Here is a 25,938-nt window from a genome sequence, read left to right on the forward strand (position 1 = left end):
CAGCGGCGACGACCGGGCGCGGGCACTCCGCCGGTAGCCTTCGGGTGACCGGAGGAGGAACCATCCGCTACGACGGCCACGTCACCAAGGCTGCCCTGATCGTCAACGCGCAATCGCGGTCCGGAGCACGCGCCTGCTCGCACGCCGAGGACCTGCTGCGCGCGCTGGACGTGCCGCTGCACGCGGTGCACCCCCTGCGGGACGCCTCCCGGTTGGTGGAGGTCGTGGAGGGCGCCGTCGAGGACGGGCACGACCTGATCGTGCTCGGTGGTGGTGACGGCACGGTCAGCTCGGTGGTGGACGTGCTGGCGCACCGCGAGGTGCCGATGGGCCTGCTGCCGCTGGGCACGGCCAACGACTTCGCCCGCACCATGCACATCCCGGCTGACCTGGACGGCGCCTGCCGCACCATCGCGCGCGGCCACGTGGTGGACGTGGACCTGGGGCGCTGCGGCGGGAACTTCTACGTCAACCGGGCCTCGGCGGGACTCGGCGCCGCGGTCGCCCAGCACATGTCGCCGCTGCTGAAGCGCAGGGTGGGTCCGCTGGCGTACCCGGTGGCGACGGCGCGGGCGCTGCGCAGGCACCGGCCGTTCGCGGCGACCCTGGAGTTCCCGGACGGCGACCACGAGACGATGCGGCTCGACGGCCTGCTGCAGATCTCGGTGGCCAACGGCCGCTACTTCGGCGGCGGCCAGCTGGCGGCGGCGGACGCGGGCATCGACGACGCGATGCTGGACGTGTCGGTGCTGCGCAACGGCAGTCCGCTGCGGCTGCTGTCGATGGCCCGCGAGCTGCGCACCGGCAGCACGACGGACAGCTCGCTGGTGACGCACGTGCGCACCGGCTCGGTCGTGGTGAACACCGACGAGGAGCTGCCGATCAACGTGGACGGCGAGCTGGTGGCGAACACGCCGCAGCGGTTCTCGGTGGCCCGCAACGCGCTGCACGTGGTGGCTCCGCCGACGTGGACCGACGGCGGCTGAAACCGCGGTCCCGCATTTTCGAGCATCACCCGAACGCCGCTGTTTCCGTATTTCGCGGAATTCCGGCGCGAATGGTTCACGCGCCGGAAGACCGTTCCTGAATTCTGGTCGGCGAAATTCAACGGTTTTCCCGTTCCCGCTGGTCCGAGCCTGGTCTGAGCTGGCGTTCTCGGTGCGATTGGGTCATTCGGCGGACGTGTGATTGCGCCGAACGCCGCACCCGGCGGCGCTGATCCGCGTGCCAGAATTCGGCCTTGACCGTGTTCTGCGGCGCCCTCGTGAATTCATCAGTGCGCGGACGGCGCCGCTCTTTCCGGGAGAGGACCGCGCTCGTGCTGCAGACCCGTTGGAAACGCTTCGCGCTGGCAGGCGTGCTGCCGCTGGCCGTGGCGCTGCCGCTGCCCGCTTCCGCCGCGCCGATCGACCTGGGCGGCGCCGACCGCCCGGTGGCCGCGGACGACTCCTACTACGAACCGGCGCTGGGCAAGACCGGCCCGGAGCTGAAGGCCGCGCTCAACGACATCATCAGCACCAACGACCAGCTCACCTACGACGAGGTGTGGGACGCGCTGAAGGTCACCGACCAGGACCCGGCGAACCCGGACAACGTGATCCTGCTGTACTCCGGCCGCTCGCAGGGCAAGGACACCAACGGCGGCGGCGCCGACCAGTGGAACCGGGAGCACACCTGGGCGAAGTCGCACGGCGACTTCGGCACGTCCCCCGGCCCGGGGACCGACGTGCACCACCTGCGCCCCACCGACGTGTCGGTCAACTCGGCGCGCGGCAACAAGGACTTCGACATGGGCGGCAGCCCGGTCGACGAGGCCGAGGGGAACTTCACCGACGACGACTCCTTCGAGCCCCGCGACGAGGTCAAGGGCGACGTCGCCCGCATGATCATGTACATGGCGGTGCGCTACGAAGGCGAGGACGGCGCCCCCGACCTGGAGCTCAACGACCAGGTGGACAACGGCAGCGCGCCCGCGATGGGCCGCCAGTCGGTGCTGCTGGAGTGGAACGCCCAGGACCCGCCGGACGACTTCGAGAAGAACCGCAACGAGGTCATCTTCGACCAGTTCCAGCACAACCGGAACCCGTTCGTCGACCACCCGGAGTGGGCGGCCGACATCTGGGGCTGATCCCGCGCGGCCGGAGGCGGTGAGCTCCGCCTCCGGCCGACCGGATCGGCGGGAACGGACCAGGGCTCGAGATCGTCGCAGTAGTATCGCCACCACTGATCGGTGGTGGGCGCACCGCTTCGAGTCCTGGGGGGACGACCGTGACCTTGAACGTCGCACCGGAGGCGCTGTCGGCGCACAGCCAAGGCTCCCAGGGCGTGTCGGAGCACTTGGACCAGCTGTCCGCGGTGCTGGAGCAGGCGCGGGTCAGCGACGACTGCTTCGGCCCGATCGGCGAGCTGCTGGCGTTCCACTACTTCGACTCCCTGGAGGAGTGCCGCGACCTGGCCGCGCAGGCCGGCGGGTTCATGAGCCACATCTCGCAGGCCGTGCAGGACTGCGCCCAGGACTACCAGGACATGGACCAGACCCAGGCCGACGACCTGGGCAAGATCGACCTCAGCGGGATGCGGGTCTCCGGCGGCGGCCCAGCCTCGCTCGGCGAGGTCAACGGCGCGGGCGGGCCCGGCCGCAGCTACATGGGGCGGACCGCCGAGTACGGCTCGTCCGCGGTGTCCACCAGCAACGACCTGGCCCGCGCCGACAACCCGCCGGACGTCGCCATCGCCACCGTCAACGCCCGCATGGAACAGCTGGACATGGCGCTCAGCCCCGGCCAGGCGTTCGTGGACAACGGACTCGGCTTCCTCATCTCCCTGGTGATCAGCCCGCTGGTCGAGTGGGGCATCGAACCGCTGGTCGGCGACCCGGACCAGATGCGCAGCACCGGCAAGGGCTGGGAGCAGGTCGCCGACTGGGTCGACGGCCTCGGTGAGCAGGAGCAGCAGCGCGCCGCCGCCACCCGACCCGTGTGGGAAGGCCAGGCCGGGGACGCGTTCCGCAAGCAGATGGAGGAGTTCTCCGGCGGCGCCGCCGCGTTCGCCGAAGAGGTCCGCGGCCTCGCCCAGGTCCTGAACTTCGCCGCCGACATCTTCGACATGTGCGTCGAGATGATCGTGGACATCCTCCAGGAACTCGTGATGGGCCTCATCATCGAGTGGATCGCGGCGCTGGCCGCGTCCTGGATCACCGCGGGCGCCTCCGTCGCCGCCGCCTCCGGGCTCACCGCCTCCCAGGTCGCCATCACCGGCACCCGCCTCGGCACCAAGGCCGCCGAACTCCTCCACAAGCTGAAGCCCCTGATCACGAAGCTGGAGGAGTTCCTCCAAAAGCTCCGCAGCGGCCCCCTCCGCAAGGTGGTGGAGAAGATGAACGGGCTCCGGGACGGGAACACGGCCCAGCGGTGGGTGGCCCGTCAGATCGACGGAAACCCGGTCGCCAAGATCGTCACCCGGGGGGACACGAGCACAGCGAAGGAGATGGATGCCGTCCGGCGTCTGCAACGAGATGTGGACAAAGGGGTCGAGGGTGCTCAAGATCGTCTTGACAGTGCGAAAGATGCGCTGGCGGAAGCGCGAGCAAATCCCTCCATGGCGTCGACTACCGGAAACAGGTTCATGCGAGAGGACCGCAGGGACTCGGAAGGCACAGTGGTCGCGGACATCAACCGCCGGGGAGATGTACGCACCACGTGGGGCGGGGATCTGCGTCCGGCGCGGGATTCGATCACGGGTGAGCAGGCGTTGGCTGCGAACGTGACTCAGGCGGGATTGGGAGCGGTCGGTATCAGCGGCGAGCACAGCCTCGGCGTCGCCGCCACGCACGTGGGCACCGACGCGGTCGTCCACGAGGGAATCGAGCAGGGCGTGAAGTACGGCTACGACCAATCGCGGGATTCGTCGAGTTCGGAGGACCGGCAGGCGGCGACCGATCGCGGTTTCAGCATGTGAGTGAGGGGTTTGGATGTCGGTGGTGGAGCGGTTGGGCGCGTCGCTTGCGGCGCGTGCCGGTTGGTGCGCTCCGGATGAGCCGGTGTGGTGGGCGACTCGGGTCACCAGCACTGAGTTCGAGGTCGGTGGGCTGGATGCGTCGGGTGCGCCGAAGTCGGGCGTGGGCAAGCGATTGGCCGGTGCGGCGGGCAAGGTCGGGATCGGTGTCCTGGGTTTTGCGCTGACGGCGATGACCGAGGGGAACGAGCGGTACGAGAAGAACCGCAGCGGTCCGCCCGAAAAGGATTTGCGGGTGTTCGGTTCGTCGCCGCAGTGCGATGCGGTGCGGTCGTTGCAGTCGCCGCCTCCGGCACCACCGACGGAGAGCCTGTGGGTGTTGACCTCGCGCCGTCTCGGAGTCCTGGTTCCGCTGCCGGAGGAGACGGCTGCGGATGATCCGGCTCCCACCGGTTGGCGAGGTGTGGCACGGGGTTTGGGAGAAGTGGGGCGCTCGGTGCTCGCTTCGAGCGGATTCGGCGCGAATGAAGCCGGTGCCCCGATGAATGCGGACACGCTGGGTTCCTGGTTCGAGCTGGGCCCCGGTGATATCGCCGAGTGCCGCTCGGCGGGGGTGAAGAATCGCCCCACTCACTGCGAGATCGTCCTGCGAGACGGGTCGGGTTTCGCCGTGCGTGGCATGTATTCCCGGGATGTGGACGCGATGACGGACGCCGTGCAGGCGTTCGCCCGAGGACGACAGTGGAGTGGACGTGCGTGACCTGTCCTCTGCGGAGAAGAATCGGTTCATCGCCGAGTGGAAGACGCGGCTCGCCGACAACTGGACGGAGTCCGGTGAGTCCGTGGCATGGCTGATGCTCCCCATGCGCGGCTACACCGGATCGATCGTGGCCGGCGGGATGACCGCGCCGCACATCCCGGCTCCAGGTACGCGGCAGTGGGTGGAGTGTCAGCCGAACTGGCCGCTGCCGAGCGATCCGGTCACGTCCGGAACCTGCATGAACGATGAGTGGGCGGATGACCCGTCGGTCGTGTGGTGGGCACTGGCGGATGTGGCCGATCGCGTCGCGGTCCGCTTCGCCGATCATGTCGCGACTGCGCACGGCAACGTCGTGCTCGTGCTGACCAGCGCGCGGCTGGCGCTGGTCGCGGAGCAGGGCAAGATCGACGACGATTCGCAGCCGGATGAAGAGGCCACGGGGTGGCTCGGCCGTGCCCGGGCGGCCGCCGCGCAGGTGCAGAAGACCGCGGAAGGCTTGGGATCGCGCAAGGACGCGAAGCTGCCGGTCTCCTACTTCGAGGTGCCGATCGAGAACATCGCGGCGGTGGCCTCCCGTCGAACGGGACGGTCGATTCCTCCCGCGCACTTCCTGGAAGTGAGCTTCACCGACCGGTCCACGCTGTTGATCCGCAAGAGGACCGCAGGGGACTACGTGGACAAGTCCGGTTCCCTCCGCCATTCCTGAGCACTTCCGGAACACGAGCACGGTATGGAGCGACCGAGAACTCCTGCATCGGCGAATGGATGAGCATGTCCGTCTCAGGTGAGGCCGGGGCTGCGCTGGTGGCTCGGCGTTGGTGGTGTGGGCCGGATGAGCCGATCGTGTGGGCGTTCCAGGTGGCGAGTCGGACGTTCCGGGTGGAGGGCTGCAACGAGTACGGCCGTCCGCTGCCTCCCGAGGAACGGAAGCGGCGGTCGTCCGCGTCGTCGGTGGGCCGCGCCGTCGGTAGGGCGGGGTTGTCGGCGGCAACGGTGTTGGGCACGGCGGTGTTCGGCGGCGGAGATGACGCGGGAGTGCGCCCGAACGAGACGAAGAGGGTCTACGACCTGACCGTTCTCGGCGGATCTCCGGAGTGCGGTGCCGTGCAGTTGCACAACTCGGAGCGTCCTGCGGACGCTTCGGCGATCGAGCAGGTGTGGGTGTTGACGCCGCGTCGGTTCGGGGTGCTGATTCCGGTGGGGCGTCCTGCTCCGGTGGAACGGGAGGAGCCCAGTGCGTTGCGGGAATGGGGTGAGACGTTGAGCGGGATGGGTCGGATCCTGGTGGGTACCGAGCCGGAGAAGTTCGGCCGGAACGCGCCGGGGGAGCGGATCGATCCGGAGCGGATGGTGGAGTGGTTGAGCTTCACCGGTGCGGAGTTCGCCGAGTGCCAGCCGGTGGTGCAGGGGAATGCCGCGCATTGCGTGTTGACGTTGCAGGATGGTTCGGGCTTCGCGTTGAACGCGCGTTCGCCGGAGGGTGCGCGGTTGATGGCTGAAGGCGTGCAGGGATTCATGCGGGGTGCTCGTGGCTGACTTGTCGCCGTTGGACCAGCAGCTGTTGCGGGAGAAGTGGCAGGCGAAGCTGGCGGAGGAATGGCTCGGTGAGGGCGAGTCGCTGATCTGGGTGTTGTTGCCGGAGCAGGGCTATGCGGGTTCGGTGGTGTCCGGGCGGACCCGGTTGCCGCACGAGCCGTTGTCCGATGTAGACCCGTCTACTGTGGATTCCCCGTCGTGGCCGCTGCCGAGCGAGTTGGTGTCGTCGGGCGGATATCGCGACGACGAGTGGGCCGACGACCCGTCGGTGGTGTGGTGGGCGTTCGGTGCGGAGCCGGGGCTGGACGCGGTGCGGTTCGCCGATCATCTCGCGGTGATGCCGGGGGTTGCGTTCGTGGCGCTGAGCTCGGCGCGGCTCGCGGTGGTGGTGGAGCAGGGCAAGATCGCCGAGCGCCCGGCGGAGCCGGAGGGCAAGGGCTGGCTGGGCCGGGCCCGGTCGGCGGCGGCGCAGGTGCAGAAGGCCGCGGAGGGTCTCGCTTCCCGCAAGGACGCGAAGGCTGCGGTGTCGCACTTCGAGGTGCCGCTGGCTCGGATCGGGTCGATGAGCTGGGCCCCGTTGGGCCGCAGCATCCCGCGGGCCCCGTTCTTGCGCGTCGACTTCACCGACGGCTCCTGCTTGTTCATCCGCAACGGCGGAGCCGAGGGCTACTCCGCCGAGTTCCCCACCGCCCGCTGAGAGACCGGTCGAGCACAACTCAGCAGGAGGGGTCGGATGTCGGTGGTGGAGCGGCGGGGCGCGTCGCTGGCGCGCGTACCGACTGCCACGTCCGACGAGACGGCGGTGCTCTGAGGGAGGAATTCGATGTCGGTGTCCGAGGCGCTCGGCGCGTCGTTGGTGGCTCGCCGGTGGTGGTGCGAGCCGGGTGAGCCGGTCGTGTGGGCGTTGTGGACGCGTGGCACGGCTTTCCGGGTCGATGGCTGCGATGAGTACGGCCTGCCGAAGCCCGGGTTGGGCAGGAGGTTCGGGAGCGCGGTCGGCAAGGTCGGGGACACCGTGGCCGCGGGCGTGCTGACCGGGATCTTCGGCGGCGGCGACGATGGCGGCAGCGGTACCCGGAAACCGTTGCAGGGGTTGACGGTGTTCGGGCCCGGGCGGGAGTGCCGAGCAGTCGCGCTGGTGCGGACGGATCCGCCGGAGGGCCATTCGGTGGGGGATGTGCTGTGGGTGTTGACACCTGATCGGTTCGGGATCTTGGTGGGTCCCCGGCGTGCAGCAGTGGATACCGGTCCTGGTGGGTGGCGTCAGCTCGGGCACGGGTGGGGTGATGTCGGCCGGGCGCTGGTCGGAACGTTGCCGGAGGAGTTCGGTGCCAACGCGCCGGGTGAGCGGTTGCAGTGCGATCCGGTGACGCCCTGGTTCACGTTGGAGCGCGCGGAGATCGCGGACTGCCGGGTCGTCGGACCGGAGCACCGGCCGACGCAGTGCGCGCTGGTGTTGCAGGACGGTTCCGGATTCGCGCTGGAAGGTCACCTGCCGTCCGGCGCCGCCCTGATGGCCGAGTCTATGCGGGCGTACTTGCGGGGCGCTCGGGGATGAGATGAAACCCGGCTGCCCGCGCGGGGCGGGTCCGCGCTCCTGCGCTGGTGTCGAACGACGTGGGCCGGCACGGGAAATTCCTGATCTCGACGTCGACGACGTTGTCCCACGTCGTTGGTGGGGTGCTCCGCACGAGCGGGTGGCCGCACGTGACGAAGTCCTATGTGGATGGTCGCGGATGATCGCTGATCACCTCTGGCCCTCGGCGGGGTGACGAGCGGGCGATGCCCCGTCTCACGTGGGCCTTCGTCGAAGCCCCGGCCGGGCGACCGATGCGCTGCCGGACACCCGGAACTACGTCGCGGAGGTCGACGCCGGGAAGTCCGCCGGTCGTTGAGGTCAGGCGTCCGCCAGCGGGAACGTCGCCGTGAAGCGGGCTCCGCGGTCGGAGTCGGTGATGGCGAGGGTGCCGTGGTGCAGCTGGGCGATCTCGCGGGCGAGGGCCAGGCCGAGTCCCGCGCCGCCGCGTTCGCGGGCGCGGGCGGTGTCGAGGCGGGCGAAGCGTTCGAAGACGTGCTCGCGGGATTCGGCGGGCACGCCCGGTCCGTCGTCGAGGACGTCGAGCCGCGCCCGTCCGTCCTCGACGCGCAGGCTCAGCGACACCCGGTGCTCGGCGTGGGCTTCGGCGTTGTCGAGCAGGTTGGTGATCAGCCGCGACAGGTGGGTGCGGTGCCCGTCGACGAGCACGTCCGGTTCGATCTCGGCGTGCCGGGCCAGGTGGGTCGGCGGCCTGCGTTCGAGGGTGTCGGCGGCGAGCGAGCCGAGGTCCAGCGCCTCACCGGGGGTGTGCGGCATGCCGTCGATGCGGGCCAGCGCCAGCAGGTCCGAGGTGAGCCGCTCCAGCCGGTCCAGGTCGTCGAGGGTGCCGTCGGTGATGCCGCGCCAGTCCGCCCGCTCCGGGTGCGCCTGCGCCACCTCCAGCGGGGTGCGCAGCGCGGCCAGCGGGCTGCGCAGCTCGTGCGAGGCGTCCGCGACGAACTGGCGCTGCCTGCGCACCGAATCGTCCAGCCGGTCCAGGGTGTCGTTGAGGGTCAGCGCGAGGCGCGCGATCTCGTCGCCGCTCCCCGGGACGGGCATCCGGCCGCGCAGGTCGTGCGCGGACAGCCGGGTGAACTCGTGCCGGATCGCCTCCACGGGGCGCAGTGCGCGGCGGGTGCTGAACCAGGTGAGCGCGGCGACGACGGCCAGCAGCACCGGCATCCCGACCAGCAGCCCTGTGGTGGCCGCCTCGGTGGCGCGCTGCACGGAACGGGTGGAGGCGGTGGCGACGAGCGTCTGCGTCCCGCCGGGAGTGTCGACAGTGGCCTGAGCGGTGCGCAGCGGTGCGACCGGTTCCTCGCCGGAGTGCTCCACACCGCTGCCGCGCTCGTCGGCCCGGACTCCCGTGTCCGGGGTGCTCAGCGGTTCCGCGGGCTGGGGGAGCAGGTCGTCCAGCGGGCTCATCGGTTCGGCGGCGTCCGGGCCCACCGGCACCCCGGAGTCCGGGACGGACAGCACCCCGGTGTCCGGGGCGGACGGCACGCCGGAGCCTGGGGCGGACAGCACCCCAGAGCCTGGGGCGGACGGCACCCCGGAGTCCGGAGCAGGCTCTCCACCGGTGTCCGGGGCCGGCTGCTCCCCGGGTTCCGGGACGGGGCGGGCCGAGTCGGCGCCCGCGGGGATCGCCCGCACGGTGACGTCGTCGGTGCGCACCGGGAGTTCCACCCCGGCCAGCACCGCCGTCCGCGCGTGGCTGAGCTGCTCGTTCAACGCCGCGTCCAACTCCTCGGTGAGCCTGCCGTGCAGGTAGCCGATGAGCGACAGGCCGATCGCGACGGTGGCCAGCGCGACGATGCCGGTGGCGGTGAGGGTGGTGCGGGCGCGGATCGACAGGCGCCGCAGCCGCAGCGGGTCACGCACCGGTGCCCCCGGCCCGGGTGCGCGACCCGTTCGCGGCGGGCCGCTGCCGCGGTCCGCGTCCGGTGCGCGGCGTGCGCGCGCCGCGGTGGTCCTGGTCGACGAGCACCCGCATGCGGATCAGCATGCCACCCGCACCTGAAGCGATCTTCAGGTTGCTACAGCTCCGCTTCAGCTCGGCCCGCCATCGTGGTCCTCGTCGCGGAAACACCCCGTGGCGAACCGGACCAGAGGAGTTCTCAGCAGATGCGACAGACGCGAATCGTTCGGGCCGCCGCCCTCGCGGCCGGCGCCGTGGTGCTCGGCCTCGGCGGCGCGGGCACGGCCTTCGCGGCCACCCCGGCGCCGGTTCCCGCCCCGGTGCAGGGCGAGCCCATCGAATGCATCCCCTCCGGTGAGCCGGGCGTCCCCCCGATCGAGGGCGTCCCGGCCGGTGCGCCGGGCGTGGCACCGATCGAGGACCGCGCGGCGGAGGACACCGTGCCGTGCATCCCGGATGGCCCGCCCGCGCCCATCGAGTGCATCCCGTCCGGTGAGCCGGGTGTGCCGCCGGTCGAGGGCGTTCCGTCGGGTGAGCCGGGTGTGCCGCCGGTGGAGGGGATCGCGGCCGCGGAGGCCGACGACACCGTGCCGTGCATCCCGGACGGCCCGCCCTCCGAGGGCGTGCCCGCACCCGCGCCGGGCGACACCATCCCGCCGCTGCCGACCGAGCCGGGCCGTCCCGGCGTCCCCTCGGACGCGCCGGGCGTCCCGGCGGGTGAGGCGGGCGTCGCGCCGATCGGCTGATCGGGGTCGGCCGTCCTGGCCGGGAGGGGGTGCCGGGACGACGTCCCGGGTCGAGCGCGCCGGGTGGCGGACGTGGGGGTCCGCGCCCGGCGCGCCGCCGTGCGCCCGAGGTGCCCGGTCAGCTCTCGGTGCCGCCGTCCGGCACGAGCCGGTAGCCGTGGCCGCGGACGGTGCGGATGCTGCGCCGCCCGAACGGGTTGTCGATCTTGCGGCGCAGCGCGCTGATGTGCACCTCGACCAGGTTCACGTCCGGATCGGCGGCGAAGTCCCAGCCGCTCTCCAGCAGCCGCCGCTTGGACACCACCTGGCCGCCGCCGCGCGCCAGCAGTTCCAGCACCGCGAACTCCTTGCTGGTCAACGAGATGTCCTGGTCACCGCGCGCGCAGCTGCGCCGCGCCGGGTCCAGCACCAGGTCACCGACGCGCAGCAGCGGCGGCCGGGCGGTGGCGCGGCGCCGGATCGCGTTGCGCAACCTGGCCAGCAGCACCACGTACGAGAAGGGTTTCGTCACGTAGTCGTCGGCGCCCGAATCCAGCGCGTCCGCCTCGTCGTACTCGCCGTCCTTCGCGGTGAGCATGATGATCGGCGTCCAGTCCTCCGCCGCGCGCAGCCGCTCGCACACCCGGTACCCGTTGAGGCCGGGCAGCATGATGTCCAGCAGGATCGCCGCGTACTCGGTGTCGGCGGCGAGGCGGAGCGCGTCGAGGCCGTCCCCGGTGACGTCCACCGCCCAGCCCTCGGCTTCCAGCCCCGTGCGCAGCGCCTCCGCCACGCGACGTTCATCTTCGACGACGAGCACCCGCATGCCGATCAGCATGCCAGCACCCGCGGCGGGTCACTCGAACCGCTCGGGATCTCCCGCGCCGTACCGCACGACCTCCGCCTCGCCGCTGGAGAAGTCGACGACCGTCGTCGGCTCGGTGCCGCAGTCACCCGAGTCCAGCACCGCGTCCACCTCGTGGTCCAGGCGCTCCTTGATGTCCCAGCCCTGGGTGAGCGGTTCCTCCTCGTCGGGCAGCAGCAGCGTGCTCGACAGCAGCGGTTCGCCGAGCTGCGCCAGCAGCGCCTGCGCGGTGACGTGCTGCGGGATGCGGATGCCGACGGTCTTCTTCTTCGGGTGCATCAGCCGCCGCGGCACCTCCTTGGTGGCCGGGAGGATGAAGGTGTAGCTGCCCGGGGTGCTGGCCTTGATCGCCCGGAACACCGAGTTGTCGATGTGCACGAACTGGCCCAGCTGCGCGAAGTTCTCGCACACCAGCGTGAAGTGGTGCCGGTCGTCGAGCTTGCGGATGGTCTTGATCCGCTCCACGCCGTCCTTGTTGTCCAGCCCGGTTCCGAGCGCGAAGCAGGAGTCGGTGGGATACGCGATCACCCCGCCGGACCGGATGAGGTCGACCGCCTGGCCGAGCGTGCGGCGCTGCGGGTTGTCCGGGTGCACGTCGTAGTACCTCGCCATCCACCGAGCCTAGGATCACCGGCCCCGCTCCGACAGACCACCCCGCGATGACACCCGGATCGGCGGGCCGGCGGACTGCTCTGATCGAGCGGCCGCCAGATCGGTGGTCGCCGGGGACGGATCTTGTTGGTGTCGCGCGAGTAGCCGTAGCGTCCCTTCCGACCGGGGAGGGCGGGGATCATGGACTTCGGTGAAGTGATGCGTGCTCTGAGCATCTCGGGGAATCTGAATCTGGTCTCATCCCGAGAACTGGTCGACAAGGTGAATCGAGCGGCGCTTCGCTTCGAGCGGACAGAGCGGAAGAAGATCTTTAGGCTCCGCAAGTGGCCCGTTCCGGTGGAGGTCCCGGACACGCTGCCTACCGCCCCGGTTCACGTTCTGCGGGAGGTGGGGGTCGCGACCACCTTCTTCGACGATCCGGTCTTCGCTGACGCGGCGAGGCTGTGGGCGCAGTTGCGCTACTGCGCGACCCTCGCCCCGCGCCGCGGGCGCATGACGTTGTCGGCTGCGGCGGCCGGTTCCGTCGTACACCACCACAAGGTCGCCCAATCCGAATACCTGGGCATCGGACTGGCGTTGTTCGTTGCGCGGCACGTGCTGGGCGAGCAGTATCCCGGCCTGGCCTTCCAGGCAGTGGATGCCGACGTCGCGCTCCGCTCGGGGATTCCCGGTGTGGGGGCGGTGCACCAAGCGAGCGGTGTCCGAGTTCGCCCGGACTACTTCTTGATCGGCCACCCGCGCAACGGTGGCGCGGTCAAGATCGTAGTCCTCGAGTGCAAGGGCAATCACGGCAGCGAGTCGCTCGCGGTCGATCAGCTGGCGAAGGCGTGCGTCCAGGTCCGGTCGGTGGAGATCGCCGGTCGCGGCTGCCTGCCGTCGCTCATGGTCGCGTCCTGCCTGCAGCAGTCCGGCATCACCGTGCACGTGCTCGATCCTCCGGGAGAGGACGAGCTGTGGTCGGGCAGTGCCGACGAGCTGGAACGCGAGTTGAACGAGGAACTCGGCGAGGTTCCGGAACCGTTCACGTCCGAACGGCCGTAACCCGAACAGCAGGACGATGCCGACGAGGTGCAGGACGACGCCGTCGACGAGCCGGCCCTGTTCGACTGGACAGCTCCCGGCGACGCAGCGGAGCCCGACCCGTCCGAACCGTCCTTTCCTGCAGAGGCGAGGGTCCTCAAGATCCCGCAGGCGAGCCGGAAGTGGTTCTCCCACGCCCTCGCGCGTTTCGGCGCGGCCTCGGCATTGCTGTTCGCGGGTGCGGGCCGGACCGCGGCCACTTACCGGCCGCCTCGCCCACGTGGGGGGTTCATCGGCCTCGGAGAGCAGACCTCGATCTCGGGTGACGACGCGGCCACTGGGTTCGATCTCGGCGGTGGCCTGCGCGTGATGGGTACCCGCTCGGTGCTTCCGCTGCCGGACGGCAGGCGGTTCGTGGTGCACCGCGGCCTCGAATCCGGGTTGTACGAGCAGCTCGCGGGTCAGCGGCTCGGTTCGTACCTGCGTTCGGCGCCAGGAGTCGGGGAGCGTTGGCGGAACGACATCCTCGATGAGGAGTTCGCTCGCGACGCCATCTCCGTCGGATCTGACGGCACCGTTCTGGCGGTGTCTCTGGACTGCGGCCGGTGAGGGGCGCATCGGTCGTTCGAGCCTGGGCGGAGCGGGCCGTCCGGGGTTCGGACTGCCCGCTCCGCGCCGTGCTTCACCAGCCTCGTTCGCGCCATTCCGCGAGGTGGGGGCGCTGCTCGCCGAGGGTCGAGTCGTCGCCGTGGCCCGGGTAGAACCAGGTGTCGTCCGGGAGCTCGGCGAAGATCCGGTTCTCCACGTCGTCGAGCAGCGAGGCGAAGTCCTCCGGCGAGCCCGTCTTGCCGATCCCGCCGGGGAACAGCGAATCCCCGGTGAACAGGTGCGGGTGCCCGGCCGGGTCCCGGTAGAGCAGCGCGATCGAGCCGGGCGTGTGCCCGCGCAGGTGGATGACCTGCAGCTCGGCGTCCCCGACGGGCACCACGTCGCCGTGGTCCACCAGGCGGTCCGGCGGCACCGGCAGTTCCCGGGCGTCCGCGGGGTGCGCCAGCGTGTAGCAGCCGGTCTGGCCCGCGACCGCGCCCAGCGCCTGCCAGTGGTCGCCGTGCTGGTGGGTGGTGACGATGGTGCGCAGCCGCGGCCGGTCGTCGTCGTGGCCCAGCAGGTCGGCGAGCCGTTCCGAGTCGTTCGCCGCGTCGATCAGCAGCGCGTCCCCGGTGCTGCGGCAGGTCAGCAGGTACGCGTTGTTGTCCATCGGGCCGACCGACACCTTGGTGATGGTCAGCGCGTCCAGGACCCGCTTGGCGGGGGCGCCGTCGGGTTCGACATGGCCGGTGTACTGCTCGTATGCCTCCACGCGCGCAGCGTATCGCTCCGCGGCGAGGTCCCTCACAGCCACACCGGCAGCGCCGGGGCGTCCCCTTCCAGCCGTTCGGATCCGGTGCGGCCCAGCAGCCAGCCGAGCATCGGGCCGGGCCGTCCGCGCACCTGGGCGGGCGGGGCGGTGGTGCCGCGCAGCTCCCAGGTCCGGGTGCGGCCGTCGGCGAAGTCGACCACCACCGTCACCGCGGGCACGTCGGGCCTGCCGCCGAACTGCTGCACCACGTCCTCCAGCAGCTGCTCGGCATCCGGTTCGGGGACGTCGTCGAAGCCGATGCCGCCGTCCAGGTCCACCAGGTGCACCCACAGCTCCAGCAGCCGCTTGCGCAGCACGTGGTGGGCGGGCATCGGTTCCCGGCCCACGACCTCCGCACCCCAGGACGAGGCGGGCAGGGTGCGGACGGCGTGCGCGAAGCGGCCGTGCGAGGCGACCACGTCCTCCACCAGCAGCCGGTGTCCGCGCACCGCGCCCTCTTGGATGTCGGCGTCGCGGTCGGCGGGGCTGGCGTACATCGGGTGTTCGGCGCCGGTCCGCGCCCAGATCAGCAGGTTCAGCAGCCCGTCGGCGTTGCGGGCCAGGTGGGTGAGCACGTGCGCGCGCGTCCAGCCCGGGAGCAGGCTGGGCCGTCGCACGCTCGCGTCGTCCAGCTCCTCGCTCACCTCGAGCAGGCGCTGGGTGCTGCGTTCGATCGCGGACAGGGCGGCGGTGACCTGTTCGGTCGAGTGCGCGGCTCCGGTGGGCACGTGCGTGCCGCCGGCGCCGAGAACGGTGTCAGCCATCGGATTCCTTGAAGTGTGCAGGAAATGCTTCCGGACACGGCAGGGGAGTACCCGAGAGTAGGGCCAGAGGTGTGTCCCCCGACAGTGCCCAATCCGGGGGAATTTGCGTATCGTCGCGGACGGACGTGCTAATGAGCGGCCCGGAAACGCCGGTCGCCGCCGCGCGTCGCACCCCGGAGCAGCACGTGACCAGGGGCGACGCGGCACTGTCGGGGGTGCGGCTTAGCATGGCCGCGCGACGTCCGAACACCGCTGAGCGCGGCCGCGCCGATACCCTCGGTGCTGCGCCCGTGCCCGATCGAACCGGGCCGACCAGGGGCACCACGACCTCGCGAGGCGGTGGGGAACCCCGCCCGAGTCGCCCGCGGTGACCGATGCCGTGGCCCGGTGCCGGCGGGCGCGTCCAGCGAACCGGCGAGAACTTCCGAAAGGATCACAGTGGCCGACCGCCTCGTCGTCCGCGGCGCCCGCGAGCACAACCTGCGCGGGATCGACATCGACCTGCCGCGCGACAGCCTGATCGTGTTCACCGGTCTGTCCGGCTCCGGAAAGTCCAGCCTGGCCTTCGACACCATCTTCGCCGAGGGCCAGCGCCGCTACGTGGAGTCGCTGTCGGCGTACGCGCGGCAGTTCCTGGGGCAGATGGACAAGCCCGACGTGGACTTCATCGAAGGCCTGTCCCCGGCGGTGTCCATCGACCAGAAGTCGACCAGCCGCAACCCGCGGTCCACGGTGGGCACCATCACCGAGGTCTACGACTACCTGCGGCTGCTCTACGCCCGCGCCGGCAAGCCGCACTGCCCGACCTGCGGCGAACCGATCAGCAAGCAGACGCCGCAGCAGATCGTCGACCAGGTGCTGGCGATGCCGGAGCGCACCAAGTTCCAGGTGCTGGCGCCGATCATCCGCGGCCGCAAGGGCGAGTACGTCGACCTGTTCGAGCAGCTCCAGTCGCAGGGCTACGCCCGCGCCCGGGTGGACGGCGAGGTCCACCAGCTGGAATCGCCGCCGAAGCTGAAGAAGCAGGAGAAGCACGACATCGCCGTCGTGGTGGACCGGCTCACCGTCAAGGCGAACGCGAAGCAGCGGCTCACCGACTCGGTGGAGACCGCGCTGCGGCTCGCCGACGGCCTGGTGCTGCTGGAGTTCGTCGACGTCGACGAGGGCTCCCCGGAGCGGGAGCGGAAGTTCTCCGAGAACCTGGCCTGCCCGAACGGCCACCCGCTGGGCGTGGACGAGCTGGAGCCGCGGTCGTTCTCGTTCAACTCCCCGTACGGCGCCTGCACCGAGTGCGCCGGGCTCGGCATCCGCAAGGAGGTCGACCCGGAGCTCGTGGTGCCCGACGAGGAGCTGTCCCTCGGCGAGGGCGCCATCGCGCCGTGGGCGGGCGGGCACACCGCGGAGTACTTCACCCGGCTGCTCACCTCGCTGTCCGAATCGGTCGGGTTCCGGATGGACACCCCGTGGAGCCGGCTGCCCACCAAGGTGAAGAAGGCGGTGCTGCACGGCACCGACGACCAGGTGCACGTGCGCTACAAGAACCGCTACGGGCGGCAGCGCTCCTACTACGCCTCCTACGAGGGCGTCATCCCGTTCCTGGAGCGGCGCCTGGAGCAGACCGAATCGGACTACGCCCGCGAGAAGTACGAGGGCTACATGCGGGACGTGCCGTGCCCCGCGTGCGACGGGACCCGGCTCAAGCCGGAGATCCTCGCGGTCACCATGGAGAACGCGGAGCACGGCGAGCTGTCCATCGCCGAGGTCAGCGCGCTGAGCGTGCGCGAGTGCGCGTCGTTCTTGAACTCGCTGGTGCTGGGCCACCGCGAGGAGATGATCGCGGGCCGGGTGCTCAAGGAGGTGCAGGCCCGGCTCGGGTTCCTGCTCGACGTGGGCCTCGACTACCTGTCGCTGTCCCGCGCCGCGGGCACCCTCTCCGGCGGTGAGGCGCAGCGCATCCGGCTGGCCACCCAGATCGGCTCCGGCCTGGTCGGCGTGCTGTACGTGCTGGACGAGCCGTCGATCGGCCTGCACCAGCGGGACAACCACCGGCTGCTGGAGACGCTGAGCAGGCTGCGGGACCTGGGCAACACGCTCATCGTCGTCGAGCACGACGAGGACACCGTGCGCAGCGCCGACTGGGTGGTGGACATCGGCCCGGGCGCGGGCGAGCACGGCGGGAAGGTCGTGCACAGCGGCCCGTACAAGGAGCTGCTGGACAACGAGTCCTCGCTGACCGGCGACTACCTGGCCCGGCGCAAGTCCATCCCGATGCCGGCGGCCCGGCGCAAGCGGGACCCGAAGCGGCAGCTGACCGTGGTGGGCGCGCGCGAGCACAACCTCCACAAGATCGACGTGTCGTTCCCGCTGGGCTGCCTGGTGTCGGTCACCGGCGTGTCCGGTTCCGGCAAGTCCACGCTGGTCAACGACATCCTCGCCTCGGTGCTGGCGAACAAGCTCAACGGCGCGCGGCAGGTGCCGGGCAGGCACACCCGGATCAAGGGCGTGGACCTGGTGGACAAGCTGGTGCAGGTCGACCAGTCCGCGATCGGCCGCACCCCGCGGTCCAACCCGGCCACCTACACCGGCGTGTTCGACCGCATCCGCAAGCTGTTCGCCGAGACCACCGAGGCGAAGGTCCGCGGCTACCAGCCCGGCCGGTTCTCGTTCAACGTCAAGGGCGGGCGCTGCGAGGCGTGCGCGGGCGACGGCACGCTGAAGATCGAGATGAACTTCCTGCCGGACGTGTACGTGCCGTGCGAGGTGTGCAAGGGCGCCCGCTACAACCGCGAGACGCTGGAAGTGCACTACAAGGGCAAGTCGATCGCCGAGGTGCTGGACCTGCCGATCGAGCAGGCCGCCGAGTTCTTCGAGCCGATCAAGTCGATCCACCGCTACCTGAGCACCCTGGTGGACGTCGGCCTCGGCTACGTGCGGCTCGGCCAGCCCGCGCCGACCCTGTCCGGCGGCGAGGCGCAGCGGGTGAAGCTGGCCAGCGAGCTGCAGAAGCGCTCCACCGGCCAGACCGTCTACATCCTCGACGAGCCGACGACGGGCCTGCACTTCGAGGACATCCGCAAGCTGCTCGGCGTGGTCAACGGCCTGGTCGACAAGGGCAACACGGTGATCGTCATCGAGCACAACCTGGACGTCATCAAGGCGTCCGACTGGCTGCTCGACCTCGGTCCCGAGGGCGGCTCCGGCGGCGGCACCCTCGTCGCCCAGGGCACTCCGGAGCAGGTCGCCGAGGTCGAGGAGAGCTACACGGGCCGCTTCCTGGCCCCGATCCTCGCGGAGGGGTGAGCGCGGCGCGGCCGCCCGGGGAGTCCGGGCGGCCGCATCACCGGTTCTCGACGAAGTCCCGGCAGCCGCGGCCTGCCGTGTTTCCTCGCGTGCGCGCGGCGTCGCTCGTTCGGCGGCGTCGAGGGCCGATGGGGCGTCCGCCGACCGGTCAGGGAGCGAACGCGAGCACCACCGCGGAGGCGAAGCTCCCGGACTCCTCGGCGGGGGCGAGCAGCCCGGTTCCCGGGTCGCGGGCCAGCCGGGTGATGGTGCCGGAGTTCTGGTTCACCACGTGCAGCGCCGCACCGTCGGGGGCGAACGCGAAGTGCCGCGGCCACTGCCCGCCGGTGGGGGTGCTGCCGAGGCGCTCCAGCCCGTCCGCGCGCACCGCGAACACGGCGATCGAGTCGTCGCCCCGGTTGGAGGCGTACACGTGCGCGCCGTCCCCGGTCACCGCGATCTCGGCGGGGAAGTTCTCGCCGGACGCGCCGTCGTCGCGGGTGCCGACGACCTGCCCGGCGGTGAAGGCGGCGCCGTCCCAGTCCAGCACGGTGATCGTCGAGGCGAGTTCGGCGAGCAGGTAGGCGCGGTCGCCGTCCGGGTGCCAGGCGAGGTGCCGCGGCCCGGTCCCGGCGGGCAGGTCGAGCCGCTGCCGCTGCGCGAGCTTCCCGCCGTCGAGGGCGTACACGAACACCGCGTCGGCGCCGAGGTCGACGGCCACCACCAGTTCGCCGTCGGGGGCGACGAGGACCTGGTGGGCGTGCGGTTCGGCGGCGTCGTGGCGCACCAGGTCGGTGGCCGCGCCGATCCGCCCGTCCGCGTCCAGGGGGTGCACCGAGACGGTGCCGTCGGTGTAGTTCGCCGCGAGCAGGTGCCCGGCGGGGTGCACTGCGAGGTGCGTCGGCCCGGCGCCGCCGGTGGGGGTGCTGCCGAGCACGGCGGGCGCGGCCGGGTCGGTGATGTCGAGCGCGGTGACCGAGCCCTGTTCGAGCTCGTTGGTGGTGTAGAGGACGCGGCCGTCGGCGGACGTGGCGAAGAACGACGCGTCCGGCACGCCCTCGACCGCGGCGGTGGCGGTGAGCTTCCCGGTGGCGGCGTCGAAGGCGGCGACCTCGAAGCCGCGGCCGCCGGTCGAACTCATGCTGCCGACGTAGGCGGTGGTGGCGGCCGGTCCGGACGTCGCGCGGGCACCGGCGGAGGCGGCGGCGGGCAGCAGCGGCAGCGCGCTCGCCCCGGCGAGCAGGCCCAGGAAGCCGCGGCGGCGCAGGCCGTTCGAAAGCCGGGAGGTCGCGGGCTGGCCGTTCGAGCACTGGGCGTTCGGGGACTGGTCGGGTCCGGGCACGAGGCTCTCCTTGATCGGGTGCATCGGCGCCCATCTCACCGCACGGATCGACAATGGACTAGACCACAATGGTCCAATTTCGAGGTGAATGGCCCATCCGCCCCGCCACAATGGGCGAATGGGCCATTCACCTGTGGTGATCAGGGTTCGACGCGCAGCACCTGCTTGCCGTGCACGTGCCCCTGCTCGCCGCGGCGGTGCGCCTCGGCGGCCTGCGCCAGCGGCAGCACCTCGTCGATCCGGGTGCGCACCGAGCCGTCGTCGATGAGCCCGGCGATGGTGCTCAGCGCGGGCCCGTCCGGTTCCACCAGGTAGCCGGTGGCGCGCACCCCGCGCTCCCGGGCGAGGTCGAGCAGCTCGGGCGCGACCCCGGACGGCACCGCGATCAGCAGGCCGCCCGGCTTGAGCACGTCCAGCGAGCGGGTGCTGGTCCGGTCGATCCCGTCGCCGACGAGGTCGAGCACCACGTCGATCTCCCCGGTCTCCGCCTCGAACCGCGAGTTCCGGTAGTCGATCACCTCGTCGGCGCCGAGCTCCCGCACCCAGTCCTGCTTGGCGGCGCTCGCCGTGCCGATCACGTGCGCGCCCGCGTGCTTGGCGAACTGCACCGCGAAGTGCCCGACGCCGCCGGACGCGGCGTGCACCAGCACCCGCTGCCCGCGGGTGATCCCGGCCAGGTCGACGAGGCTCTGCCAGGCGGTGAGCGCGGCCAGCGGCACCCCGGCCGAGTGGTCGTGGTCCAGGCTCACCGGCTTGCGGGTGAACTGCCGCGCGGGCGCGGTCACGTACTCGGCGTAGGCCCCGGCCTGGCGCGGGAACCACGGCATGCCGTAGACCTCGTCGCCGACCTCCAGGGTGTGCACGCCGAAGCCGATCTCCTCGACGACGCCGGATACGTCCCAGCCGAGCACGAACGGCGGTTCGCCGAGCACCCCGGCCATCCCGCCGCCTTCGCGGGTCTTCCAGTCCACCGGGTTGACCCCGGCGGACACGACGCGCACCAGCACCTCGGTGGGCAGCGGCGCGGGGCGGGGCGCGGTGGTCTCGTGCAGCACCTCCGGTCCGCCGAACCGGTCCTGGCCGATGGTGCGCATGGTCTTGTCGGTCATGGTCCCTTTCCCGTCGTGTCGCTTGCGGCCGAAGCTATCCGCCGGGGGGTACGCACCCGCAAGGTCTGCTGCTACCCGGCGGGAAGCATCGAGGTGGCGGCCCTGGACTACCCGGGCCGCCACCGATCGACACCGGCTACACGACCAGGCTCAGCAGCACGGCCATCGCGAACCCGGTGACGGACAGGATCGTCTCCAGCACCGTCCAGGTCTTGAGCGTGTCCTTCGTCGAGATCCCGAAGTAGCGGGAGATGATCCAGAACCCGGCGTCGTTGACGTGCGAGGCGATGATCGACCCGGCGGCGATGGCCACCGCGATCAGCGCCAGTTCCGGCTGGGAGTACCCGATCCCGGCCACCAGCGGCGCCACGATCCCGCCGGTGGTCACGATCGCCACGGTCGCCGAGCCCTGCGCGATCCGCAGCCCGGAGCTGATCACGTACGCGGAGGCGATCAGCGGCAGCCCGGACGCCTCCAGGGTGCCGGCGAGCGCCTCGCCGACCCCGGTCTCGGAGAGCACCTTGCCGAAGAACCCGCCGGCGCCGACGACGAGCAGGATCATGCCGAGCGGCCGCAGCGCGGTCGCGGTCAGCGTCGCCAGATCCGGCCCGGTCAGCCCGCGCTTGGTGCCCAGCAGCCGGAACGCGACCAGCACCGCGATGGTCAGCGCCACCACCGGGTTCCCGAGGAACGTCAGCACGTCCAGCACCGCCCCGGGCGGCAGCGTGATGCTGGCGAACGTCCCGCCGAGGATCAGCAGCATCGGCAGCCCGATGACGAGCGCGACCACCCCGAGCTTCGGCTCGTCCTCGGGCGCGGAGCCGAGTTCCGCGGGCGGCGCGGTGTCCGGCACGTCCACGTGCAGGCGCTTGCCGATCCAGGCGGGGAACAGCACGCCGGAGACGACGAACGCCGGGATCCCGCAGGCCAGCCCCATCAGGATGACCCAGCCGAGGTCGACGCCGAGCAGCCCGGCGGCGACCACCGGCCCGGGGTGCGGCGGCAGGAACGCGTGCGTCATGGACAGGCCCGCGACCAGCGGCAGGCAGTACAGCAGGATGGATCGCCCGCCTTGGCGCGCGGCGCTGTAGACCAGCGGTGCGAGCACGAAGATGCCGATGTCGAAGAACACCGGGATGCCGAACAGCAGCCCGGACAACCCCATCGCCAGCGGCGCCCGGTTCTCCCCGAACGCGGCCAGCAGCCTGCGGGTGAGCAGCTGCGCGCCACCGGAGGCCTCCAGCACGGCGCCGAGCACCGCGCCGAGCCCGACGATGGCGGTGATGTGCCCGAGGATGCTGCCGAAACCGCTCTCCAGCAGGGATTCGCTGCTCTTCTGCGCCGAGCCGACGAGGTCGGTGACGGGCACTCCGGCGACGAGCGCCAGCAGCAGCCCGGTGATGATCAGGGCGATGAACGGTTCCACCCGGAACCGGATGATCATCAGCAGCAGAGCGGCGATCCCCGCCGCGCACAACGTGAGCAGACCCGCGGTGTCGTGCTGCAACCAGTGCACTAAACCATCCACAGTGGACTCCCTTGTGGTGTCAAGGTGTGCGGCGCACCGCACGGCCGGGCAGCGCGCCGGTGCGCCCCCCGGAGTCGAGGACCGGCACCCCGTTGACCAGCACCCGGTGCACGCCCGTCGCGGTGCTGCGCGGCCGGTCGAAAGTGGCGGTGTCGGCGATGGTGTCCGGGTCGAACAGCACCAGGTCGGCGATCGCGCCTTCCCGGATGCGGCCGCGGTCCGGCAGCCGGAGCCGGTCGGCGGGCCGCGAGGTGAGGTGCCGGACGCACTCCTCCAGGCCCAGCACGCCCAGCTCCCGCACGTAGTGCCCCAGGTAGCGCGGGAACGTCCCCCACGCGCGCGGGTGCGGGCGGTCACCGACGAGCAGCCCGTCGCTGCCACCGGTGTGCGCGGGGTGGCGCATGATCGCGCGCACGTTCTCCTCGTGGCCGACGTGCATCAGGCAGGAGGTGCCGAGCCGCTCCGAGAGCAGCACCTCGAAGAACACCTCGGCGGCCGGTGTCCCGGTCCGCCGCGCCGATTCGGCGATGCTCAGCCCCACCAGGTGCCCGTTGCGCTCGGCGTCGCGCACCCCGTTGATCTCGATGGCGGACCAGTCGATCGGCACCCCGTGGCAGCCGTCGGAGCCGCTGACCTCCATGTCGTGCCGGATCCGCACCCGCAGCTCGGGGTCGCGCAGCCGCTCCAGCGTGGCCTCCACCCCGCCTTCCGCGGCCCAGCTCGGCAGCAGCGCGTGCAGCGAGGTCGCGCCCGGCAGGTACGGGTAGCTGTCCAGCGTGATGTCCGCGCCCGCGTGCAGCGCCGAATCCACCAGCTCCAGCAGGTCCCCGGCCCGGCCGCGGTTGACCTCGAAGTTCATCGTCGCGTGCGCCAGGTGCAGCGGGCAGCCGGACTCCCGGCTCACCTCGATCATCTCGGCGTAGGCGGTGAGCGCGCCCGCCCCGTAGCTGCGGTGGTGCGGGCTGTGGAACCCGCCGTGCGCGGCCACCACCCGGCACAGCTCGGTGAGCTCGGCCTCCGAGGCGTACATCCCCGGCGTGTAGGTCAGCCCGGAGGACATCCCGACCGCGCCGTCGCGCAGCGACTCCGCCAGCACCCGGCGCATCCGGTCCAGCTCGTCCTCGGTGGCGGGCCGGTCGTCGTGGCCGACGCACAGCATCCGCAGCGTCCCGTGCGGCACCAGGTAGGCGGCGTTGACGGCGATCCCGGCGTCCAGCCGGGCCAGGTACTCGGCGACGCTGCGCCAGTTCCAGTCGAACCCGGGCGGATCGTCGTTCCACCCCGCGATCTGGGCGCGCACCGCGGCCAGCGTCGCGTCGTCGACCGGCGCGTAGGACAGCCCGTCCTGGCCGAGCACCTCCAGCGTGACTCCTTGCGAGACCTTCGCCAGGTGGTCCGGTTCGGCGAGGACCTGCAGGTCCGAGTGCGAGTGCATGTCGATGAAGCCCGGTGCGAGCACCAGCCCGTCCGCGTCGACGACCTCCCGCCCGCCGAGCGTGCCGGGCTCGCCGATCCCGGTGATCCGCTCGCCCGCCACCGCCACGTCCGCGCGGTAGCGGGGTTCGCCGCTGCCGTCGACGACCGTCGCGCCGTGGAAGACCCCGTCCATCCCGACCTCCGCAGGCTCAGAAGAAGGTGTGCACCAGGTCGATCACGGTGTCCCCGTCGACGACCGGGATCAACCGCCACTTGTCGAAGACCGTGCACGGGTGCGACAACCCGAAACCGACCCAGTCGCCGATCCGCGGCCCGTCCTCGGGGACGCGGAGGAACGCGTGCTGGTCGGCGAGCTTGGTGACGGCGCACCCGGGCAGCTCGTGCACGACGCCGTCCGCGCCGCGCACGAGCTGCGGTTCCGGCAGGTCCTGGTCGAACGACACGTCCCGCCGGCCCACCGTGGCCAGCGCCAGCCCGGGCTCGGGCCGGGAGGTGATCTGCGCCCAGACCCGCATCGCGGGCCGGAACGGCGACTCGTCCCCGGCGAGCCGGTGCGGGCGGCCGAAGGGGGAGTTGCGGCGGTACAGCCCGTCGTCGTGCGTCACGTAGGCGCCGCTGCGCAGCACCGGCAGCACCCGGGCGCGGGTGGGCCACGGCGCGGCGAGGGATTCGGCGACCTGGTCGAAGTAGGCGCTGCCGCCGCCGGAGACGATGATCTCCTCGGTCTCGAACAGGCCCGCGCGCTCGACCTCGCCGACGAGCTCCCGCAACCGGGTCAGGTATTCGTCCACCGTGGACAGCGCATCGTCCGCGGTGCCGTGTGCGGCGGCGCCCTCGTACCCGGCCACGCCGGCCAGCCGCAGCCGCGGGCTCGCCGCCACCGCCCGCGCCACCTCGACGCCCTGCTGGACCGACCGCACCCCGGTCCGGGCGCCCGTCCAGCCGAGCTCCACCAGCACGTCCAGCGGCCGCGCACCGGTCCAGGACGCGGCCATCAGCTCCACCCCGGCCACCGAATCGGCCCAGCAGCTGAACTCGAACTCCGGATCCCGGTCCAGCTCACCGCTCAGCCGGCGCAGGCCGTCCGGGTCCAGCAGCTGGTTCGCCAGCAGCACCCGCCGCACCCCGAACGCCCGGTACACCCGCAGCTGCGCCACGTTCGCCGCGGTGATGCCCCAGGCGCCGTGCTCCAGCTGGCGCTGGAACAACCGCGGCGCCATCGTCGTCTTCCCGTGCGGGGCGAGCAGCACCCCGTGCCGCTCGCACCACCGCGCCATCGTCGACAGGTTGTGCTCCAGCGCCTGCTCGTCCAGCACCAGCACCGGGCCGGTGAACCCGGCCCCGGACAACGTCGGCCGAGTCGCCAGGAACTCCTCCGCGGTGCGGCCGGACGCGCCGCTCGGCAAGCCCTTGTACCGCCAGTCGAGGACGTCGCGCCGCAGCGCGGACACGGCCTGGTCGTCGATGCCGGGAACGGTCGGGGACAAGACGCCTCCAGTGCGACGAGCGCGAAGTGATCGGGAGATGATAAGCCCACCGGAGGCGCGGTGGTCCAGACGAATCCCGCGCCGCCCACGTGACCGCCCGAGCGCAGGAGGCACCATGCCCAGGCAGATCATCACCAGCGACGCCGCACCCACCCCGCCGCCGCACATCCCGCTGTCGCCGGGCGTGCGCAAGGGCAACGTCGTGCAGGTCTCCGGGCAGACCCCGGTCGACCCGGCCACCGGGGAGCTCGTCGCCGGTGGCGTGCCGGAGCAGACCGAGCGCGCGCTGCGCAACGTCATCGCCGTGCTGGAGGCCGCGGGCGCCGGGCTCGACGACGTGATCATGCTGCGCGTCTACCTCACCGACGTCTCCCAGTTCGCCGAGATGAACGAGACCTACGCCCGCGTCGTCGGCGAGCCCTACCCGGCCCGCACCACCGTCTACGTCGGCCTGCCGCCGGGGCTGCTCGTCGAGATCGACGCGCTCGCCGTGCTCGGGGACTGACCGGGCGGTTGCTCCGTTCCGGGGAGCAGCCGGGCTGAAGGCCGCGACCGGTTCCCGGAAGCCGGTCGCGGCCGGTCGACCGCTCACCGCACCCGGCCTTGACAACCGGGTGCGGTGCTCGG

General features: G+C 71.6%; 24 protein-coding genes. 13 read left to right on the top strand and 11 right to left on the bottom strand.

All coding sequences use genetic code 11. The annotated features are described in order from the left end of the window. The first annotated feature begins 44 nt into the window (after nt 1–44). From ABZ805_RS14945 to ABZ805_RS14980, 8 genes are all read left to right on the top strand, one after another. Entirely contained in the window at nt 45–986 is a 942-nt protein-coding gene (locus ABZ805_RS14945) for a lipid kinase (protein ID WP_358439709.1), read from the top strand. A 425-nt stretch (nt 987–1,411) separates the two neighbouring features. Then, nucleotides 1,412–2,128, top strand: coding sequence for an endonuclease (locus ABZ805_RS14950; protein ID WP_358439842.1), 717 nt, complete (start codon nt 1,412–1,414; stop codon nt 2,126–2,128). 140 nt (nt 2,129–2,268) lie between these two features. Beyond that, the gene (locus tag ABZ805_RS14955) at nt 2,269–3,957 is read left to right on the top strand and encodes a WXG100 family type VII secretion target (RefSeq protein ID WP_358439711.1); all 1,689 of its coding nucleotides are present in this window, start codon (nt 2,269–2,271) and stop codon (nt 3,955–3,957) included. A 13-nt stretch (nt 3,958–3,970) separates the two neighbouring features. Continuing rightward, complete coding sequence (locus tag ABZ805_RS14960) at nt 3,971–4,714, top strand: hypothetical protein (RefSeq protein ID WP_358439714.1); 744 nt, start codon at nt 3,971–3,973, stop codon at nt 4,712–4,714. Next, on the top strand, nt 4,707–5,420 hold the full coding sequence (locus ABZ805_RS14965; RefSeq protein WP_358439717.1) for a hypothetical protein: 714 nt from the start codon (nt 4,707–4,709) through the stop codon (nt 5,418–5,420). Before ABZ805_RS14960 ends, ABZ805_RS14965 begins: the two co-directional genes overlap by 8 nt. 245 nt (nt 5,421–5,665) lie before the next feature. Beyond that, nucleotides 5,666–6,250 carry a hypothetical protein gene (locus ABZ805_RS14970; RefSeq protein WP_358439719.1) on the top strand — a complete coding sequence of 195 codons (585 nt, stop codon included), beginning with the start codon at nt 5,666–5,668 and terminating at the stop codon, nt 6,248–6,250. Beyond that, nucleotides 6,243–6,947 carry a hypothetical protein gene (locus ABZ805_RS14975; RefSeq protein ID WP_358439721.1) on the top strand — a complete coding sequence of 235 codons (705 nt, stop codon included), beginning with the start codon at nt 6,243–6,245 and terminating at the stop codon, nt 6,945–6,947. Before ABZ805_RS14970 ends, ABZ805_RS14975 begins: the two co-directional genes overlap by 8 nt. A gap of 126 nt (nt 6,948–7,073) precedes the next feature. After that, nucleotides 7,074–7,808 carry a hypothetical protein gene (locus tag ABZ805_RS14980; protein WP_358439724.1) on the top strand — a complete coding sequence of 245 codons (735 nt, stop codon included), beginning with the start codon at nt 7,074–7,076 and terminating at the stop codon, nt 7,806–7,808. A gap of 339 nt (nt 7,809–8,147) precedes the next feature. Here ABZ805_RS14980 and ABZ805_RS14985 read toward each other — a convergent pair whose 3' ends face one another. Further along, complete coding sequence (locus ABZ805_RS14985; protein ID WP_358439727.1) at nt 8,148–9,707, bottom strand: ATP-binding protein; 1,560 nt, start codon at nt 9,705–9,707, stop codon at nt 8,148–8,150. Further along, nucleotides 9,700–9,831 (bottom strand): hypothetical protein, encoded by a 132-nt coding sequence (locus ABZ805_RS14990; RefSeq protein WP_358439730.1) that lies wholly within the window; start codon nt 9,829–9,831, stop codon nt 9,700–9,702. Before ABZ805_RS14990 ends, ABZ805_RS14985 begins: the two co-directional genes overlap by 8 nt. 119 nt (nt 9,832–9,950) lie before the next feature. Here ABZ805_RS14990 and ABZ805_RS14995 point away from each other — a divergent pair, with 119 nt between their 5' ends. Next, a complete protein-coding gene (locus ABZ805_RS14995; RefSeq protein ID WP_358439732.1) occupies nt 9,951–10,490 on the top strand; it encodes a hypothetical protein in 540 nt (179 codons plus the stop codon). A 118-nt stretch (nt 10,491–10,608) separates the two neighbouring features. Here ABZ805_RS14995 and ABZ805_RS15000 read toward each other — a convergent pair whose 3' ends face one another. After that, a complete protein-coding gene (locus ABZ805_RS15000; RefSeq protein ID WP_358439845.1) occupies nt 10,609–11,295 on the bottom strand; it encodes a response regulator transcription factor in 687 nt (228 codons plus the stop codon). A gap of 30 nt (nt 11,296–11,325) precedes the next feature. After that, a complete protein-coding gene (locus ABZ805_RS15005; protein WP_224960126.1) occupies nt 11,326–11,946 on the bottom strand; it encodes an L-threonylcarbamoyladenylate synthase in 621 nt (206 codons plus the stop codon). A 180-nt stretch (nt 11,947–12,126) separates the two neighbouring features. On the opposite strand from ABZ805_RS15005, the gene ABZ805_RS15010 reads away from it, so the two are divergent. Both ABZ805_RS15010 and ABZ805_RS15015 read left to right on the top strand, forming a co-directional pair. Next, entirely contained in the window at nt 12,127–12,987 is an 861-nt protein-coding gene (locus ABZ805_RS15010; protein ID WP_358439735.1) for a hypothetical protein, read from the top strand. 27 nt (nt 12,988–13,014) lie between these two features. Continuing rightward, nucleotides 13,015–13,575, top strand: coding sequence for a hypothetical protein (locus ABZ805_RS15015; protein WP_358439737.1), 561 nt, complete (start codon nt 13,015–13,017; stop codon nt 13,573–13,575). A 73-nt stretch (nt 13,576–13,648) separates the two neighbouring features. Here the strand turns inward: ABZ805_RS15015 and ABZ805_RS15020 are convergent, their stop codons facing one another. Together ABZ805_RS15020 and ABZ805_RS15025 are read right to left on the bottom strand one after the other, a co-directional pair. Continuing rightward, complete coding sequence (locus tag ABZ805_RS15020) at nt 13,649–14,326, bottom strand: MBL fold metallo-hydrolase (RefSeq protein WP_358439740.1); 678 nt, start codon at nt 14,324–14,326, stop codon at nt 13,649–13,651. Between the two features lie 32 nt (nt 14,327–14,358). Next, entirely contained in the window at nt 14,359–15,129 is a 771-nt protein-coding gene (locus ABZ805_RS15025; RefSeq protein ID WP_358439743.1) for a maleylpyruvate isomerase family mycothiol-dependent enzyme, read from the bottom strand. A 438-nt stretch (nt 15,130–15,567) separates the two neighbouring features. Between ABZ805_RS15025 and uvrA the strand changes: the two genes are divergently transcribed. After that, nucleotides 15,568–18,429, top strand: a complete 2,862-nt coding sequence (gene uvrA, locus ABZ805_RS15030) for an excinuclease ABC subunit UvrA (protein WP_358439745.1) — start codon at nt 15,568–15,570, stop codon at nt 18,427–18,429. Nucleotides 18,430–18,577: 148 nt separating this feature from the next. Here the strand turns inward: uvrA and ABZ805_RS15035 are convergent, their stop codons facing one another. From ABZ805_RS15035 to ABZ805_RS15055, 5 genes are all read right to left on the bottom strand, one after another. Further along, on the bottom strand, nt 18,578–19,750 hold the full coding sequence (locus tag ABZ805_RS15035; RefSeq protein WP_358439748.1) for a lactonase family protein: 1,173 nt from the start codon (nt 19,748–19,750) through the stop codon (nt 18,578–18,580). 140 nt (nt 19,751–19,890) lie between these two features. Next, a complete protein-coding gene (locus tag ABZ805_RS15040; RefSeq protein ID WP_358439848.1) occupies nt 19,891–20,844 on the bottom strand; it encodes an NADP-dependent oxidoreductase in 954 nt (317 codons plus the stop codon). A 151-nt stretch (nt 20,845–20,995) separates the two neighbouring features. Further along, entirely contained in the window at nt 20,996–22,387 is a 1,392-nt protein-coding gene (locus tag ABZ805_RS15045) for a gluconate:H+ symporter (protein ID WP_358439751.1), read from the bottom strand. A 19-nt stretch (nt 22,388–22,406) separates the two neighbouring features. After that, nucleotides 22,407–23,996 carry a D-aminoacylase gene (locus tag ABZ805_RS15050; protein WP_358439753.1) on the bottom strand — a complete coding sequence of 530 codons (1,590 nt, stop codon included), beginning with the start codon at nt 23,994–23,996 and terminating at the stop codon, nt 22,407–22,409. Between the two features lie 16 nt (nt 23,997–24,012). After that, nucleotides 24,013–25,311: an amino acid deaminase gene (locus tag ABZ805_RS15055; protein WP_358439756.1), complete on the bottom strand. Its 1,299-nt coding sequence runs from the start codon at nt 25,309–25,311 to the stop codon at nt 24,013–24,015. A 115-nt stretch (nt 25,312–25,426) separates the two neighbouring features. Here ABZ805_RS15055 and ABZ805_RS15060 point away from each other — a divergent pair, with 115 nt between their 5' ends. Beyond that, nucleotides 25,427–25,816, top strand: coding sequence for a Rid family hydrolase (locus tag ABZ805_RS15060; protein WP_358439758.1), 390 nt, complete (start codon nt 25,427–25,429; stop codon nt 25,814–25,816). Nucleotides 25,817–25,938 lie beyond the last annotated feature (122 nt).

The organism is Saccharopolyspora sp. NPDC047091, from assembly GCF_040643635.1.
GTDB lineage: Bacteria > Actinomycetota > Actinomycetes > Mycobacteriales > Pseudonocardiaceae > Saccharopolyspora_C.